Origin of the sequence: Cryobacterium aureum (assembly GCF_002954245.1) — a bacterium.
In the GTDB taxonomy this organism is placed as follows: domain Bacteria; phylum Actinomycetota; class Actinomycetes; order Actinomycetales; family Microbacteriaceae; genus Cryobacterium; species Cryobacterium aureum.
This window is the reverse complement of sequence record NZ_PPTG01000048.1, coordinates 156,249-170,650: the sequence shown is the minus strand read 5'-3', so window position 1 is coordinate 170,650 and position 14,402 is coordinate 156,249. Positions and strand designations below refer to the sequence as shown.

Annotated in this window: 14 protein-coding genes; 10 read left to right on the top strand and 4 right to left on the bottom strand. The window is 63.5% G+C overall.

The window, feature by feature from the left end; genetic code table 11:
- The first annotated feature begins 2 nt into the window (after positions 1-2).
- From CJ028_RS17660 to CJ028_RS17620, 9 genes are all read left to right on the top strand, one after another.
- Positions 3-938 carry a complex I subunit 1 family protein gene (locus tag CJ028_RS17660; protein WP_105036517.1) on the top strand — a complete coding sequence of 312 codons (936 nt, stop codon included), beginning with the start codon at positions 3-5 and terminating at the stop codon, positions 936-938.
- 2 nt (positions 939-940) lie between these two features.
- On the top strand, positions 941-1,504 hold the full coding sequence (locus CJ028_RS17655) for an NADH-quinone oxidoreductase subunit J (protein ID WP_105036516.1): 564 nt from the start codon (positions 941-943) through the stop codon (positions 1,502-1,504).
- Complete coding sequence (gene nuoK, locus CJ028_RS17650; protein ID WP_105036515.1) at positions 1,501-1,803, top strand: NADH-quinone oxidoreductase subunit NuoK; 303 nt, start codon at positions 1,501-1,503, stop codon at positions 1,801-1,803. Before CJ028_RS17655 ends, nuoK begins: the two co-directional genes overlap by 4 nt.
- A complete protein-coding gene (locus CJ028_RS17645; RefSeq protein WP_105036514.1) occupies positions 1,800-3,761 on the top strand; it encodes a proton-conducting transporter transmembrane domain-containing protein in 1,962 nt (653 codons plus the stop codon). The genes nuoK and CJ028_RS17645 overlap by 4 nt, the downstream gene beginning before the upstream one ends.
- A gap of 3 nt (positions 3,762-3,764) precedes the next feature.
- A complete protein-coding gene (locus CJ028_RS17640) occupies positions 3,765-5,255 on the top strand; it encodes a complex I subunit 4 family protein (RefSeq protein ID WP_105036513.1) in 1,491 nt (496 codons plus the stop codon).
- An 18-nt stretch (positions 5,256-5,273) separates the two neighbouring features.
- Complete coding sequence (locus CJ028_RS17635) at positions 5,274-6,707, top strand: NADH-quinone oxidoreductase subunit N (protein ID WP_105036512.1); 1,434 nt, start codon at positions 5,274-5,276, stop codon at positions 6,705-6,707.
- 147 nt (positions 6,708-6,854) lie between these two features.
- Positions 6,855-7,241: an ArsR/SmtB family transcription factor gene (locus CJ028_RS17630; RefSeq protein WP_105036511.1), complete on the top strand. Its 387-nt coding sequence runs from the start codon at positions 6,855-6,857 to the stop codon at positions 7,239-7,241.
- Positions 7,238-9,208 carry a heavy metal translocating P-type ATPase gene (locus tag CJ028_RS17625; protein WP_105036510.1) on the top strand — a complete coding sequence of 657 codons (1,971 nt, stop codon included), beginning with the start codon at positions 7,238-7,240 and terminating at the stop codon, positions 9,206-9,208. Before CJ028_RS17630 ends, CJ028_RS17625 begins: the two co-directional genes overlap by 4 nt.
- Positions 9,201-10,439, top strand: coding sequence for an MFS transporter (locus CJ028_RS17620; RefSeq protein WP_105036509.1), 1,239 nt, complete (start codon positions 9,201-9,203; stop codon positions 10,437-10,439). The genes CJ028_RS17625 and CJ028_RS17620 overlap by 8 nt, the downstream gene beginning before the upstream one ends.
- 67 nt (positions 10,440-10,506) lie before the next feature.
- On the opposite strand, the gene CJ028_RS17615 is transcribed toward CJ028_RS17620, so the two are convergent.
- From CJ028_RS17615 to CJ028_RS21555, 3 genes are read right to left on the bottom strand one after another with little or no spacing between them, the layout of a single operon-like run.
- Positions 10,507-10,908, bottom strand: coding sequence for a YkvA family protein (locus CJ028_RS17615; protein WP_105036508.1), 402 nt, complete (start codon positions 10,906-10,908; stop codon positions 10,507-10,509).
- On the bottom strand, positions 10,808-11,179 hold the full coding sequence (locus CJ028_RS22110) for a cation transporter (protein WP_105036507.1): 372 nt from the start codon (positions 11,177-11,179) through the stop codon (positions 10,808-10,810). Before CJ028_RS22110 ends, CJ028_RS17615 begins: the two co-directional genes overlap by 101 nt.
- Positions 11,176-11,412, bottom strand: a complete 237-nt coding sequence (locus CJ028_RS21555; RefSeq protein WP_276309402.1) for a heavy-metal-associated domain-containing protein — start codon at positions 11,410-11,412, stop codon at positions 11,176-11,178. Before CJ028_RS21555 ends, CJ028_RS22110 begins: the two co-directional genes overlap by 4 nt.
- Between CJ028_RS21555 and CJ028_RS17600 the strand changes: the two genes are divergently transcribed.
- On the top strand, positions 11,404-13,713 hold the full coding sequence (locus CJ028_RS17600) for a glycosyl hydrolase family 65 domain-containing protein (RefSeq protein WP_105036506.1): 2,310 nt from the start codon (positions 11,404-11,406) through the stop codon (positions 13,711-13,713). The two genes, CJ028_RS21555 and CJ028_RS17600, sit on opposite strands and share 9 nt — an antisense overlap.
- A gap of 94 nt (positions 13,714-13,807) precedes the next feature.
- On the opposite strand, the gene CJ028_RS17595 is transcribed toward CJ028_RS17600, so the two are convergent.
- Positions 13,808-14,305 carry a DUF4395 family protein gene (locus tag CJ028_RS17595; protein WP_105036505.1) on the bottom strand — a complete coding sequence of 166 codons (498 nt, stop codon included), beginning with the start codon at positions 14,303-14,305 and terminating at the stop codon, positions 13,808-13,810.
- Positions 14,306-14,402 lie beyond the last annotated feature (97 nt).

Genomic DNA, 14,402 nt, shown 5'->3' with positions numbered 1-14,402 from the left:
ACATGAATGACATCGTCGAGGTAAATCCTGGCTGGGCCCTGCTTGCTCCGGTTGTGCTCGGTCTTCTTGCCCTGGCCGGAGCTGCACTCAATGGGATCCTCGTCGCCCGGGCCGAGGGCAGGTCATTCCGGTCTGGAGCGGTGATCCCGGTGCTTGAGACCGCCCGACTGATGCGACAGAGACGCCGCACGACCGTCGCGGCCGATGTTCTGCTCTGGCGCATCGGCTGCGCCGGCCTCGTGGTGACCGCGGTGCTGAAGACGGCGGTGATCCCGGTGGGTCCGTGGGTCCTGGCCGATATCCCGGTCGGGGTTGTCTGGTTCAACACGATGGACGTGTTCGTGTGGGCACTCGTATGGCTGATTGGCTGGGGTGCGAACAGCGCCCACGCGCTGGTGGGCGGCTACCGATTTCTCGCTCAGGCCGTCTCTTATGAGTTGCCGCTGATGTTCGCGCTGGTGACCCCGGCCGTCGCAGCACACAGTCTGCGGGTGAGCGATGTGGTTGCCGCGCAACAGGAGCTGTGGTTCATCGTCTGGATGCCGATCGCCTTCGTCGTCTTCTGCCTGAGCGTCGTCGCCTTTTCCAACTGGGGGCCGTTTGCGACGTCCGCGAGCGCAGACATCGCGGGCGGGATCCTGACTGAGGTATCCGGCGTGGACCGGCTGCTGATTCTCGCCGGACGCTACGCTCTGCTCACGACGGGCGCGGCTTTCGCCGTTGCCCTCTTTTTCGGCGGTGGGGCCGGACCGCTGTTGCCGGGCTGGCTGTGGACGCTGGTGAAAACCCTGCTGTTGCTTGCGGCGTTCGTCACCCTGCGGCATCGTCTGCCGGCCGTGCGTCCCGAGCGCCTCGCTGAAGTTGCCTGGATAATCGTGCTGCCGGCCGTTCTGCTGCAGACGCTCGTTGTCTCGATCGTTGTCGCGGTGAGGGGCTGAGCATGCTGTCGGTCATTGTTTTCTCCGCGCTGGCGGTCATCGCGCTCGCCTCGGGAATCGCCGTCTTCCGCGTCGATTCGATGGCGCGGGCAACCTACGCCCTGGCTGTGTCGTTCGTCGCCGTCGGAGTGATGTTGCTGATGTTCGATCTCGACTACATCGGCGTCATTACGATTCTCATGATGGTGATGGAGATGGCCATCATGGCGATCTACATGATCATGTTCATGGGGATGAACCCTGCCCTCATGCCAATGAGCATGGTGCATAACAAACGGTGGTCGGCGATCCTAGCTGTTGGAACCTTCCTCTTGCTGGCCGGTGGCGCACTGCTCATTCCTTGGGCTGCCCGCACCGGTTCGCCGGCCGCCGACCTGACCGCGTCCCTCGGCGAGGCAATCATGGGATCCAAGATGCTCGTGATGCTCACCGTGAGTCCGATTCTGTTCGCCACGATCGTCGCTGCCCTCGTGCTCGCGAACCCCAGGGGCCGCTACGACCGGTGGGGCGACGAGCTGAATCGGCCAACGCCCGATGACCCGCAGCAGGGAGGGTTGGGGCGATGACCCTGCAGCTCGTGCTGATCGCCGCCGCCGCACTGTTCTGCGTCGGGCTCTACGGCGCGCTCTCCCAGCAAGTCGTCGTCATGGTGATGATGGGGCTGGAACTCATGCTCAACGGCGTCATCCTCGCTGTCGCCGCATTCTGGTGGTTCCTGACTCCGGTCCCGGACGGACAGGTTCTCCTGCTCGTGGTGATCACGGCGATGACCGTGGAAATGGCGATGGGGTTCGCCGTTGCCACCCTCCTGCATCGTTCCCGGGGATCAGACATGACCGACTCGGCAACGGACCTCGCCGGATGAGCGCCGCAGCAGTGAGCGCATGGGGCGTGACGGCACTATGGCTTCTGATCGGTCTGCCCGCTCTTGCGGGAATCGCACTCTGCGTCACGGGACGACGTGCGAACGCGGCCGCCGTTCCGGTGTCGATTGGCACCGCTGGTCTCACCGTGGCATCGGCGTTCGTCGTAGCCTCCGTCCGCCCGTCCATCGAAGTCCCATTCGTGGCCGGAGCCACGTTCGGACTCGCCGTCGACGGACTCTCGGCCCTGATCGTGCCGACGGTCGCGGTTATCACGCTCATAATTCTGGCCTTTGCAGCCGCTGAGGGAACGGAATCGCCGGCGCGCTTCCATGGGCTGATGCTCATCTTTGCGGCGGCCGTTGCGGTGACGGCGACCGCCACCACGATTCCCGCTCTGCTGTTCGCTTGGGAGATCATGGGCGCCATGTCCTACGCGCTGATTGGCTTCCGCTGGCGGGAGGACAATCGAGTCTCCGCCGGGCTGACCGCGTTCATCACGACACGGCTGGGCGACCTCGGCCTCTACCTTGCGGCCGGGGCAGCCTTGGCGGGCGGTGCCGGGATGGGGCTCGCTGACCTGGCTGCGGCTCCGTCCCCGTGGCGTCACCTCATCGCCGCGGGAATTTTGATGGCCGCATTCGGCAAGGCAGCCCAACTGCCCTTCAGCTTCTGGCTCTCCCGGGCGATGGAAGGCCCAAGCCCGGTCAGCGCCCTCCTACATTCGGCGGCGATGGTGGCGATGGGTGGCTACCTCCTGCTGCGACTCGCTCCGCTGCTGGAGGTCACCGGTTGGGCTGCGACGACCACAGCGTGGGTGGGGGCCCTGACCGCTCTGCTGCTGGGCGCGGTCGCCGTCGCCCAGCACGACCTCAAACAGCTCCTAGCGGCATCCACTGCAGCGCAGCTCGGTTTCGTGGTGCTGGCTGCCGGCGTCGGTTCGGTGGCGGGCGGGACGACCCACCTCATCGCCCACGCTTCAACGAAAGCGCTCCTGTTCCTCGCGGCAGGCGCCTGGCTCGCGGCGCTCGGTACCAAGCAACTGCCAGCGCTCCGGGGCGCCGCCCGCCGCTGGCCGCTGGTCGGGGTGACGTTCGCCGTCGGCGCCCTGTCCCTAGCCGGAATAGCGCCCCTGGCTCTGTGGGCAACGAAGGATCAGCTGCTGGCCGGCGCCCTGGAAACCAGCCCGGCCCTGTATCTCGTTGGCTTGGCCGCCGCCGCACTCGCCGCGGCATATGCGGGCAAGGCTCTCATCATCGTCTGGAGCCACCCGCTAGCGAATGCCCGCGACGAGTACGACACCGAGCAGCGCGGCACGCGGCACATCGGCCCCTGGGAACGGGTACCACTTATCGTCCTGGCGGCGGGCGCGGCGCTCCTGGGGGTGCTCACCCTGCCGCCGGTCGGCGACTTGGTACGGGGTGTGCTTGGAGCAGAATCAGATCCGCGGCCCGGCCCGCTCGAGCTAGTCGGCTCGGCCATTCTGGCACTCCTCGTGCTCGGTTTGGTGGCCTGGAAGCGGACGCCTCAGCCTTCCTGGGCGACGAACTGGTTGGGGCTCGAGCGGATGACCCGGGTCGTGATAGTTGTCCCGGTGCTTCTTGTGAGCCAACGGCTCGCCCGTTTCGATGACGCAGTCCTTGATCGCGGAATCCACACTGCGGCGCGTGCAGCGGTGCGCGGGGCCGGTCGACTCAGCTGGTTCGATGACCACGGGCTCGATGCGGGAGCGACTGCGGCGGCGCGCGGCAGTATCGTCACCGGTTCCGCAGCTGCCCGGGCAGACACCGACGGTGTGGATGCGGCAGTCGAGGCTATCGCCGACACCGCGCGCCGGTTCGGCGTGATCGCCCGGCGTCCCCAAACGGGCCAACTGCATCAGTACTACGCGCAAATCACCGTCGTTCTCGCTGTCGCCGTCATCCTTCTTCTCGTTCTCCTGCTTCCCGTTGTGAGGTAATCCATGCTCAGTCTTGTCGTCTTCCTGCCGGTACTGACCGCCGTGATCCTCGTTGTCGTGCCCCGGGTTTCCGACCGGGCCGCCCGGTGGGCCTGGCTGGGAATCGCTCTTATCGATCTGGCGCTGCTGGTGGGAATGTGGATCGGCTTTGACAGCCCAAAACCGGGTGCACTCGCGTACGAGGAGCGGCTGCAGTGGATGCCGAGTGTTGGCAGTAGTTACCACCTCGGAGTGGACGGTCTGTCCCTGCCGTTGCTCACTCTCACCGCCGTGATCTTCGCCGCCTGCGCGGTCTATGCCCTCAGGGAGAACGACCGACCCAGGCCGCAGGCCGCTCTCTTCCTGTTTCTCCAGTCGGCCTGCCTCGGCGTGTTCGCCGCGCAGGACCTGATCTTGTTCTTCGTCTTCTTTGACCTGTCACTGGTCGGCATGTACTTCGTCATCGCCGGCTGGGGCCATGGCAACGCCGCGCGCTCGGCCCTAAAGTTCTTCCTGTACACGTTCCTCGGGTCCCTGGCCCTGCTGCTCGGTTTCATCGGCTTGTATCTTGGCGCCGACCCGCACACCTTCGATATGGTCGAGCTCGCCCGGTCTGCTCCCTTCCAGGACAACCCCGTTGCGGGGGGCTTCGTGCTCGCCGCCATCCTCATCGGCCTCGCGATCAAGACACCCACGTTTCCGTTCCACACCTGGCTACCGCCGGCTCACACCGATGCCCCCGCCATCGGCTCGGCTGTGCTGGCCGGCGTGCTCCTGAAAATGGGCACCTACGGTTTCGTGCGCATCGCTATGCCTCTACTTCCCGACGCCTGGCGATCCTGGGCCTGGATCATCGTCGTCGTCGGCATCGTGTCAGTGCTCTATGGCGCACTTGTTGCCCTGGCCCAGACCGACGTTAAACGGATGATTGCTTACACCTCGGTCAACCACATGGGCTACATCGTTCTGGCCGTCGGCGCCGCTGGCGTCGTCAGCAACACCTCCGCCCAGGCGCAACAGCTCGCCGTCACCGGTGCTGTCGTGCAGATGGTCAGCCACGGCCTGATCACCAGCGCACTTTTCCTCCTCGCTGGCGTGCTCTACGAACGACGGCAAAGCTACGATCTCAACGCTTTCGGCGGGCTCGCGGCACCGGCACCCCGGTACGCGGCATTCTTCGCCACCGCCGCATTCGCGTCCCTCGGACTGCCCGGCTTCAGCGGGTTCATCGCCGAATTCCAGATTTTCGCCGGCAGCATTGGAACCGTACCGCTGAGCCTGCTCGCACTCCCTGGCATCCTGATAACCGCGGCGCTGTTTCTCCTCGCGTCGCAGCGCCTGCTCACGGGCAAAACGCGTGGGTTATCCACCGGGTTTAGCGACCTGAACACAACCGAGACACTCTCCATCGGCTCGCTGTTGGTTCTCTCGGTGGTCATCGGGGTGTTCCCCCGGTTTCTCCTCGATGTCATCGAGCCCGCGGCATCCGTCGTCGTCAACCTGGTCGGCCGGTAGCTGCCCGTGAACGTAGCGGTGGACACGCTCACCCTTCTGCCGGAAGTCTGCGTTCTCGGCGGGGCGATCGTCGCGCTCCTCGCCGGGTCATTCCTCCCTCGGAAGCATCAGTTAGCGACTCGGTGGATCGCCATTCTGGCGCTGATGGCGAGTGCCATCGCCGCCGCGGTCGGGATGGCGCAGCCGTCGACGACGATTTTCGAGGCGAGCTTCGCCGTGGACGTCGGGGCCAGTTTCGGTCGAATCATCATTGCCCTGGCAACAATCTTCGTCATCGTGCTCGGAATCGAGGAGCTCAGCGGTACGCGGCGGGAAAGCGAAACGTACGCCCTGCTACTGCTCGCCGCCCTCGGCGCCATGCTCCTCTCCGGCGCGAGCGACCTCCTCATCCTCATAACCGGGTACCTGCTCACCTCGATCCCGTTATATGCTCTGATCGGAATGAGTCGTTCCCCTGGTGCCGCCGAGGCGGCTATGAAAACGTATCTGCTCGGCGCGCTGCTCGGAATCATGATGATGCTGGGCGTCACCGTGCTCTTCGGAGTCGGCGGAGGCACCTCGTACCGTCAGCTGGGCCCCGCTCTGGTCGATGCTCCGGCTGCCGCCGTGGCCGTGGGGGTCGTCGCAGTGCTCGGAGGCCTGATGTTCAAGGCTGGCGGCGTACCGGGACACTTCTGGATTCCGGACGCGACACAGGCAGCCGGAACGGCTGTCGCAGCCTTCCTCACCACCGTTCCGAAGGTCGGCGCTCTCATTGCGGCCTACCGGCTGCTCGACATCATCCCGGCAAGCATCGACTGGCCACTGTTGGTCGGGCTTCTCGCCGCTGCCAGCATGACGCTCGGAAACCTGGCCGCATTCTGGCAAGACGACGTTCGCCGGCTGCTCGGCTGGTCGACCGTGAGCCAGGTCGGCTACCTCATGCTGCCGGTCGCGGTCGCCGGGCGCAGTGACCTCGCCCTGCCATCGCTGCTCCTCTATCTCGCAGGTTACGCCGCCACCAACCTCACCGCCTTCGCCGTGGTAGCGGCACTGCCCTCTCGCCGCACCATCACCGACTATCGCGGGGCGGCCAGGACACACCCCTGGCTTGCCGGCGCCCTCATCGTGAGCCTGCTCGGCCTCGTCGGAACACCCCCGACCATCGTCTTCATCGGCAAACTCACCACGCTTGCCGCCGCCTGGGACGGCAGCCTCGTCTGGCTCGTGATCATCGCCGTGATCAATAGCGTGGCGAGCCTGTTTTACTACCTGCGCTGGCTGGCACCAACGTTTTCCCGCGCTGTCGCACTTCCGGTTTCCCCGTCGACTTCGTCACCTGCCGCTGCCGCAGCACCTGTGCGACGCCGCTGGGCAGCTGGCTCCGCCGTCACGGGAGCAGCATCCGTACTTGTTCTCGGCATCGTCGCCGGCGGCATCCTCTCAATTGCCGGCTCTCCCCTTGCCCACTGAATGCGCCGACTTCTGCGGGTGACGCGAAATCCAGGCCCCATGCAAGCCTTATCGCCGCCCACCTGCGTCGTTCAATCTGGTTTCAGAAGCTGTCCCGCCACGTAGTAGTTTCAAAAAGTCAAGAAACTTGTCTGCTATTATTTGCGTATGGATGCAGATAAGCGGATATGTGGTCGTCTTCCCGAGAGTGACTTCGTTGAACTGGCCGTAGAGATCTTCTCTATGCTGGCGGATGCCACCCGGGTACGTCTGATTGTCGCGCTTCGAAACGCGGGAGAGCTGTCGGTGAATCATCTGGCCGACATCGTCGACAAGACTCCCGCGTCGGTGTCGCAGCACCTGGCGAAAATGCGCCTGGCCCGCATCGTCTCTACGCGTCAAGAGGGCACGCGCATCTTTTATCGCCTCGAAAACGAGCATGCCGCGCAGCTGGTCCGCGACGCGATCTTCCAAGCCGAGCACAGCCTCGGAGGCACGCCTCGCCACCACCACGCCGACCTTGCATCGACAGGCGCAGAGGCTACCAGCGCATGACGAACACCCTCTTGCACGCGCCAATCCGAACGGGCGGCCGCGTCCTCGCGAAGCCACCATCGATCTTCCGCACGGGCAGCCGCCTACCCGAGGTGCGCTGGGCCGGCCTCGCGCTGCTGCTGTTTCTTATCGCCTGGCCCCTGCAACTCGCCGGCGCACCCGCGCCCGTTTGGTGGGCGATCTATCTCGCGTGCTACCTCGCTGGTGGCTGGGAGCCAGCGTGGGCCGGGATCTCAGCCCTGCGCGCCAGGGTACTCGACGTGGATCTGCTGATGATCGTCGCCGCGATCGCCGCAGCATCCATCGGGCAAGTCTTTGACGGCGCTCTTCTCATCGTCATCTTCGCCACGAGCGGAGCGATCGAAGCCCTCGTCACCCAGAGGACGGCCGACTCAGTCAGCAGCCTGCTCTCCCTGGCGCCCGAACAAGCCAGCCGCCTCACCCGATCGGCGACCGGCGACGACCTCGTCATCGTCGACACGGCAGAGCTCCGTATCGGGGACCTCATCCTCGTCCGTCCCGGCGAGCGGATCGGAGGCGACGGCATCGTCGTCGAGGGCATCAGCGAGGTGGACCAGGCCGCCATGACCGGAGAGTCAGTTCCCGTGCGCCGCGAGCCCGGTCACAAGGTGCTCTCTGGCACTGTCAACGGGACGGGCGCCCTGACCGTGCAGATCACGAGTCCGGCAAGCGAATCGGTCATTGCCCGGATGGTCTCTTTGGTTGCCGAAGCATCCGAGACGAAGTCGATCCGTGCGCTTTTCGTAGAGAAGGTCGAGCAGCGTTACTCGCTTGGCGTGGTCCTCGCAACCCTGTTCGTTTTCGCCATACCGTTGCTATTCGGCGAGGACTTTCGCGACGCACTCCTGCGCGCGATTACGTTCATGATCGTTGCCTCACCGTGCGCGGTCGTCCTGTCAACGATGCCTCCGCTGCTGGCTGCGATCGCCAACGCCGCTCGCCACGGCATCCTCGTCAAGTCCGCCACCGTGATGGAGGCGATGGGGCGCACTCAGCTGGTGGCCTTCGACAAGACCGGCACCCTCACCGAAGGTGCTCCTGTCCTCGTCGAGGTCACCCCCGCCACTGGGCGCAGCGCACAGGCGGTCTTAAATCTCGCCGCTGCGGTCGAGCACCACAGCGAGCACCCCCTAGGTCGCGCCGTCGTGCGCGCTGCCGAAACAACGGTGACCCCGGCGCGTGATTTTCGGGCCATTCCCGGCCAGGGCGTCCAAGGCATTGTCGACGGACAAGTCGTGCGTGTCGTTCAAGCGCGTGACGAGCGCGCCGACACGATCGGAACGGTCGTCGAAGTACGAGTCGACGGCCAACTCACGGGGACCCTGACCTTGCAGGACGCGCTCCGCCCGGACGCCGCAATAGCGGTCGCTCGCACTGCGGCCATCACCCAATACCCAGTCCACCTACTCACCGGCGATAACCAGCGCACCGCGGCCGATATCGCGGCCCACACTGGTATTACCGACGTGCACTCCCGCCTGCTCCCCGAAGACAAAGCGGCCATCGTCCGGAGGCTCGAGGGCGACGGTATCCCGGTGCTGATCGTCGGTGACGGCGTCAACGACGCCCCCGCCCTCGCGTCGGCCAGCGTCGGCATCGCGATGGGACGCCACGGCTCTGACCTCGCGCTCGAGACCGCCGACGCCGTCATCATTCGTGACGAACTCGCTGCGATCCCAAGCGTCATCGAACTCTCGCGGACGGCGCACCAGTTTGTCGTGGCCAACCTCGTCATCGCGGGGACGTTCATAGCCGTACTCGTCACTTGGGACCTCATCTCGACGCTGCCCCTCCCCCTCGCCGTGGCCGGCCACGAAGGTTCCACCGTGATCGTCGCCCTCAACGGTCTGCGACTACTGCGCACAAAGGCCTGGGGTCAGGCCCGAACTCCGAACCGCGCGCTAGAACAGGTGGCGACTGCCCCGGACGAGATCCGACATGCTTGAGGTCCTGCGCAACCGAACCTATCGCCAACTGTTCAGCGCGCAGATCGTGGCACTCATAGGTACCGGAATGCTCACCGTGGCCCTGGGCCTGCTCGCGTTCGATTTGGCCGGCGGCGACGCCGGCATCGTGCTCGGCATCGCACTGACCATCAAGATGCTCGCCTACGTCGGTATCGCCCCGGTGATCTCCGCACTCACCGCCCACGTGCCGCGAAAGACCCTGCTCGTTTCAGCGGACGTGCTCCGGGCGATCGTCGCACTTTCGCTACCATTCGTCACCGAGGCCTGGCAGATTTATGTACTCATCTTCGTGCTGCAAGCTGCCTCGGCAACCTTCACCCCGGCATTTCAAGCTCTGATTCCGGAGGTTCTGCCGGAGGAAAGTGAGTACACCCGGGCCTTGTCGCTTTCCCGACTGGCGTATGACCTTGAATCATTGCTGAGCCCGATTCTGGCGGCCGCACTGTTGACCGTGATCAGCTACCATTCCCTGTTCGTGGGAACCGTGGTCGGATTCGTCGGCTCCGCCCTGCTCGTGCTCTCGGCAACATTACCGGCCCACCGAGCATCTGTTCCAGCGCCCTTTTGGGAGCGCCTCACCCGCGGCGCCCGCGTCTTTGGGCGCACACCGGAATTGCGGGCCCTGCTCGCGATGAATATGGTCGTCGCCGCCTCGACCGGCATGGTCATCGTGAACACCGTCGTGCTCGTGCAGAGCCACTTTGGTCGCGCCCAGTCCGACTTTGCGATCGCCCTCGCGTGTTACGGATTCGGGTCGATGCTGGTCGCACTGGCGTTACCACGGGTGCTCGACCGCTTCGCCGACCGGCGCGTCATGCTGCTCGGCTGCGCCGTTCTACCTATCGGGCTCGTCGCCCTGGCCCTCGTTGTCCTCGCTCCGGCGACAGCCGTGACTTGGTCTGGTCTGCTCGTGATCTGGTTCGTTCTTGGCGCCGCCACCGCGCTGATCCTTACCCCATCGGCCCGCTTGCTGCGCCGTTCCTCCGACGAGACCACTCGGCCCGCGGTCTTTGCCGCGCAGTTCTCGCTATCCCACGCCTGCTTCATTGTGACCTATCCCCTGGCCGGAGTACTCGGCGCCCTGCTCGGCCTCGCCCCGACAGCCATCGTGCTGGCCGTGCTGGGAACGGCAGCAGCGCTTACTGCCGCCCGCGTATGGACGCCGTCAGCACCCATTCGCGACAGCGAATCACCGGCCGTGACAGCCTGACGCGACGGTCGACCAACTGACGATGACGGCGAGAATAATGTCGGCGGCGGGAATACCAGGAGAAAATCTATGAGGGTGAATTCAACCTTGCCAGAAGCAGAACAGCTGCTAAACCTTCAGAAGTTCCGGGCCAGTGGCGTCGAACGGCATCGCTGCCTGCTCGCCGAGTGGCGAATCGGAAAGCTAACGCAACAACGATGGCATCGTCTGCGAAGCCGCGGACCGGAATAAAGTCCGGAATCAAGTCAATCGGTGATATCAGATAGACCAAGAGGACAGCGATCCAGATTCGGACACCAACCGATACGGTCTTATCCAAACTGAGGCCTTTCAGTAACCAAGCGACGTCAGGAACAAGACGAACGAGGTCACGGAATGAAGCGCCAGTCGGATATCGACGTTGTTGGTTCCAGAGCACGACAACGAGGACCAGCCAGAACGCCAACAGCCGACACCTCACGATCAGCATCCGTGGGCTCCTCAGAATGGGGCTCGTCACTGACGACCGATCGAGGGAGCACAGCCGTGTAACCCGTCGCCTCGATTGTCGCAATCGCATCCGCGACACTCGTCCCCAACGGCACGAACACACTCGCCTTCTCGGTCGAATAGTTCACCGAAGCCTCCACACCGGGCACTCGATTGAGCTTCTTCTCAATCCGCGCCGCGCACGACGCACAGGTCATACCACCAACGTCGAGAACAACCTGCTCACCGCTCACCGCTACTTCTCCACTCATTTCGACACCGCCTTTCTGGGTACAGACATCAACGCGTAGCCTGCCTCATCGATCGCTGCAGCTACTGCCTCGTGATCAAGCGCATCGGTACTCGAAACGGTAACCCGTGATGCTCCACCCACGATGAGCTGAACATCAACGTTTTTGACTCCATCAACACGGCTGACCTCTTCGGTCACGCTAAACACGCAGTGACCGCAGGTCATCCCTGAAACCTCGTACGTGTGCGACATAAGTCCGACGTCGGTAACAGCCGCACCCACAGACTCGTGTGCGTGGCTACCACAAGAGCAGGATGCGTCGATCAGGCCGAGGTCGTTTGTGTTCGTGTTGCACATATTCGAATACCCCTTTCGCTCCGCCGCGGTCGTTGCGTACCGCGGCGATATCTTTTACCCCCTGGGGCCGGCACGATCCAGACGCTCGACGAACGACGGGACCTCGATCTTCGCGTCGGCGTATCGACCCGTCACGTCACACTGGTAGGACCACAAAACCATCGACTGACCGTTCTCCAGCGTTCCTTCGTCTCGATGGACGACGCACATCTGGCGGTCTTGGAGACCACACTCGTTCCGCTCGGGTGGAGCGGACCGATCACCCTCCGAACCGGCATCGATGCGGGCGTGCGCAATACCAACGTCGCGGCCTCCGGCGGGGCGGACACCACCCATCTGGCTCCGCCGAAGTTTACCGCCTCGGGCGACATCACTCTGTGTGAGGTCCAGACCGGGAACAGCGAGGTACGGATCGCGACGGCCGTCCACCTTCACCTTGCTGGTGCGGTTGGCACTTGGGACAACACGGGTGCCAGAATCGGACGCCGGTACCGCAACGAGATCGAATTGTCTTTGGTGGACGGAAAACGAGCAACTCTGACCAAGACCGCTGCAACGTATACGTCCCGCGATCCCGCAATCGCCTCGCCCGGTGTTGCCGCCGTGGGGCGACTTCGCGACCACGCGGCAGACACCGCGGGCGCGCGCCAACGCGATGAGGCGGCCTGGCAGCGACTCTGGCAGCGGTTTGGGACGACCCTTGAAGCTGACCCGCGCAGCCAACTTGTCTTAAACCTTCATATCTTTCATCTGCTGCAGACCCTGTCCCCGCACACGGCTGACCTGGATGCCGGTGTACCTGCCAGGGGTCTCCACGGCGAGGGATACCGAGGCCATGTCTTCTGGGACGAACTATTCGTGCTGCCCGTGCTCGACCTGAGGCTACCGAACGTGGCGCGCGCCCTCCTGGACTACCGGTGGCATCGACTGGACGCGGCCCGCACGGCGGCGCACGCGATAGGCCGGCCAGGAGCATTATTTCCCTTGCAGAGCGGTAGCGATGGTCAGGAGGAGACACCGACCCAGCTGTACAACCATCAGTCGTCGCGGTGGATGCCCGACAACTCACGCCGTCAGTGGCATGTGGGGCTGGCAGTCGCTTTCAACGCCTGGCAGCACTTTCAAGTCACCGCCGACTATGACTGGCTCGCCGACCGAGGTGCCGAGCTCATCATCGAAGTAACACGCTTCTTCGCTGCGTCCGCCGTACATGATCCGGCGGACGATCGTTTCCACATTTCCGGCGTCATGGGACCCGATGAATACTACGACGGCTACCCCGATTCCCCGGGCAAAGGACTACGTGACAACACGTACACGAACGTCATGGTCGCCTGGATATGCGATCGGGCCGGAGAGATATTGAACAGGTTGACCGGGCACGCCCGCGCGGATGTCGTCGACCGTCTGCGTATAGACGACACGGAACTCGCTCTCTGGTCACGGCTCGGACGGAGCTTGGCGGTTTCGATCCACGCCGACGGGATCCTGAGCCAGTTCGACGGATACGAGACTCTGCTCGAATTCGACTGGACCAGTTACCGAGATCGGTGCGGAAACATCGGCCGGCTCGACCTCATTCTCGAGGCCGAGAACGACAGCACCAACCGGTACAAACTGGCAAAACAACCCGACGTCATGATGCTCGTCTACCTACTTGGCGAGGAAGGCCTGAGGCAGCAGCTCGCCCGACTCGGCTACCCATTGTCCCAAGTAGACCTCGCTCGCACTGTCACCTACTACCTTGAGCGCACGTCGAACGGCTCCACCCTCAGTCGAGTGGTGAGCGCCTCCGTCTTGGCCCAACTTGACGAATCCCGGTCGTGGTCGCTATTTCGTGAAGCACTCATCGCCGATTTGGACGACACTCAGGGAGGAACCACCCGTGAAGGTATCCATCTTGGAGCAATGGCGGGCACCGTGGACCTTGTCGCACGGTCCTTCGCCGGCCTGCAATTCGATTCGAAGCGGATCAGCTTCGCGCCACGACTTCCGGCACGGCTTGCAAGCGTGTCCTTTCAGTTCGCCTACCGCGGGCACCGCATCGACGTTGATCTCAACCGTGAAGCCCTGCACCTTCATCTACTTCCCAGCACAGCCCCGCCCATCCGGTTCGAATCGGGACCTACTCATGTGTCCTTAGCCGGAGGTGAAGTTCATGATTTTCCTGTGATCCGTCATCTCTCGGCAGTATGAAAAAGTCACATCCGCTAGCAAAATCACGTGGCGTTCGATGACGATGTCCTTTTACGTACTCGTCTGCACAATGTGCCGCGTCTTCTCGGGGCCCCTACCTTGCCGCTCGACGCGCGAAAATTAGTCTGTAAAACCACGATCCGAGACACCAATGGGTGGTGGTGAGGATTATTCCTCCGAGAACGACCATTCCTCCCAGCACAAAGCCCAGAGCTGACAATCCGTAGTAGAAGGACAAGGCCGAACCCGCAATTAGCACGGTGGACAGCAAGTAGGAAAACCGTCGTGGACTCGGCGTCGGGGGGAGCGCCGGAGCATCAAACAAATGGCGGATGCCCAAGTTATAAACCAGATCAAGAATCATGCCGCGGGGGAACAGAGCCCCGGTGAGAGGAACGATTGCTCCCACTCCAAGAAAAATAGGCGACTGCAAAACCAATCCGACAACGATTAAGACGGTGCCCACTGCCGGTGTAAATCGCAGGGGCCATGCGTAACAGGATTTGGCGTCATCATCGAGACCTCCAAATCCTTGCTTGTCCAGGTTGGTCTTTGTGACGCCTCTCAGTGCCGCCATTTTCAATTCCTTCATGCTGGCGATAGACAACGACGGTTTCAAATAGTGGAAGCAACACGGCCTATTTCTTACTTGAGGTTAGCTCGGGAGCGAACTGGTGGAAACCTAATTC

What these genes read in the sequence shown, in the direction of transcription:
- CJ028_RS17630 (WP_105036511.1), top strand. Translation starts at nt 6,855, where the DNA reads ATGGATGCAGATAAGCGGATATGTGGTCGTCTTCCCGAGAGTGACTTC.
- CJ028_RS17595 (WP_105036505.1), bottom strand. Translation starts at nt 14,305, where the DNA reads ATGAAGGAATTGAAAATGGCGGCACTGAGAGGCGTCACAAAGACCAAC.
- nuoK (WP_105036515.1), top strand. Translation starts at nt 1,501, where the DNA reads ATGACCCTGCAGCTCGTGCTGATCGCCGCCGCCGCACTGTTCTGCGTC.
- CJ028_RS17660 (WP_105036517.1), top strand. Translation starts at nt 3, where the DNA reads ATGAATGACATCGTCGAGGTAAATCCTGGCTGGGCCCTGCTTGCTCCG.
- CJ028_RS21555 (WP_276309402.1), bottom strand. Translation starts at nt 11,412, where the DNA reads ATGTCGCACACGTACGAGGTTTCAGGGATGACCTGCGGTCACTGCGTG.
- CJ028_RS22110 (WP_105036507.1), bottom strand. Translation starts at nt 11,179, where the DNA reads ATGAGTGGAGAAGTAGCGGTGAGCGGTGAGCAGGTTGTTCTCGACGTT.
- CJ028_RS17625 (WP_105036510.1), top strand. Translation starts at nt 7,238, where the DNA reads ATGACGAACACCCTCTTGCACGCGCCAATCCGAACGGGCGGCCGCGTC.
- CJ028_RS17640 (WP_105036513.1), top strand. Translation starts at nt 3,765, where the DNA reads ATGCTCAGTCTTGTCGTCTTCCTGCCGGTACTGACCGCCGTGATCCTC.
- CJ028_RS17615 (WP_105036508.1), bottom strand. Translation starts at nt 10,908, where the DNA reads ATGCTGATCGTGAGGTGTCGGCTGTTGGCGTTCTGGCTGGTCCTCGTT.
- CJ028_RS17655 (WP_105036516.1), top strand. Translation starts at nt 941, where the DNA reads ATGCTGTCGGTCATTGTTTTCTCCGCGCTGGCGGTCATCGCGCTCGCC.
- CJ028_RS17645 (WP_105036514.1), top strand. Translation starts at nt 1,800, where the DNA reads ATGAGCGCCGCAGCAGTGAGCGCATGGGGCGTGACGGCACTATGGCTT.
- CJ028_RS17620 (WP_105036509.1), top strand. Translation starts at nt 9,201, where the DNA reads ATGCTTGAGGTCCTGCGCAACCGAACCTATCGCCAACTGTTCAGCGCG.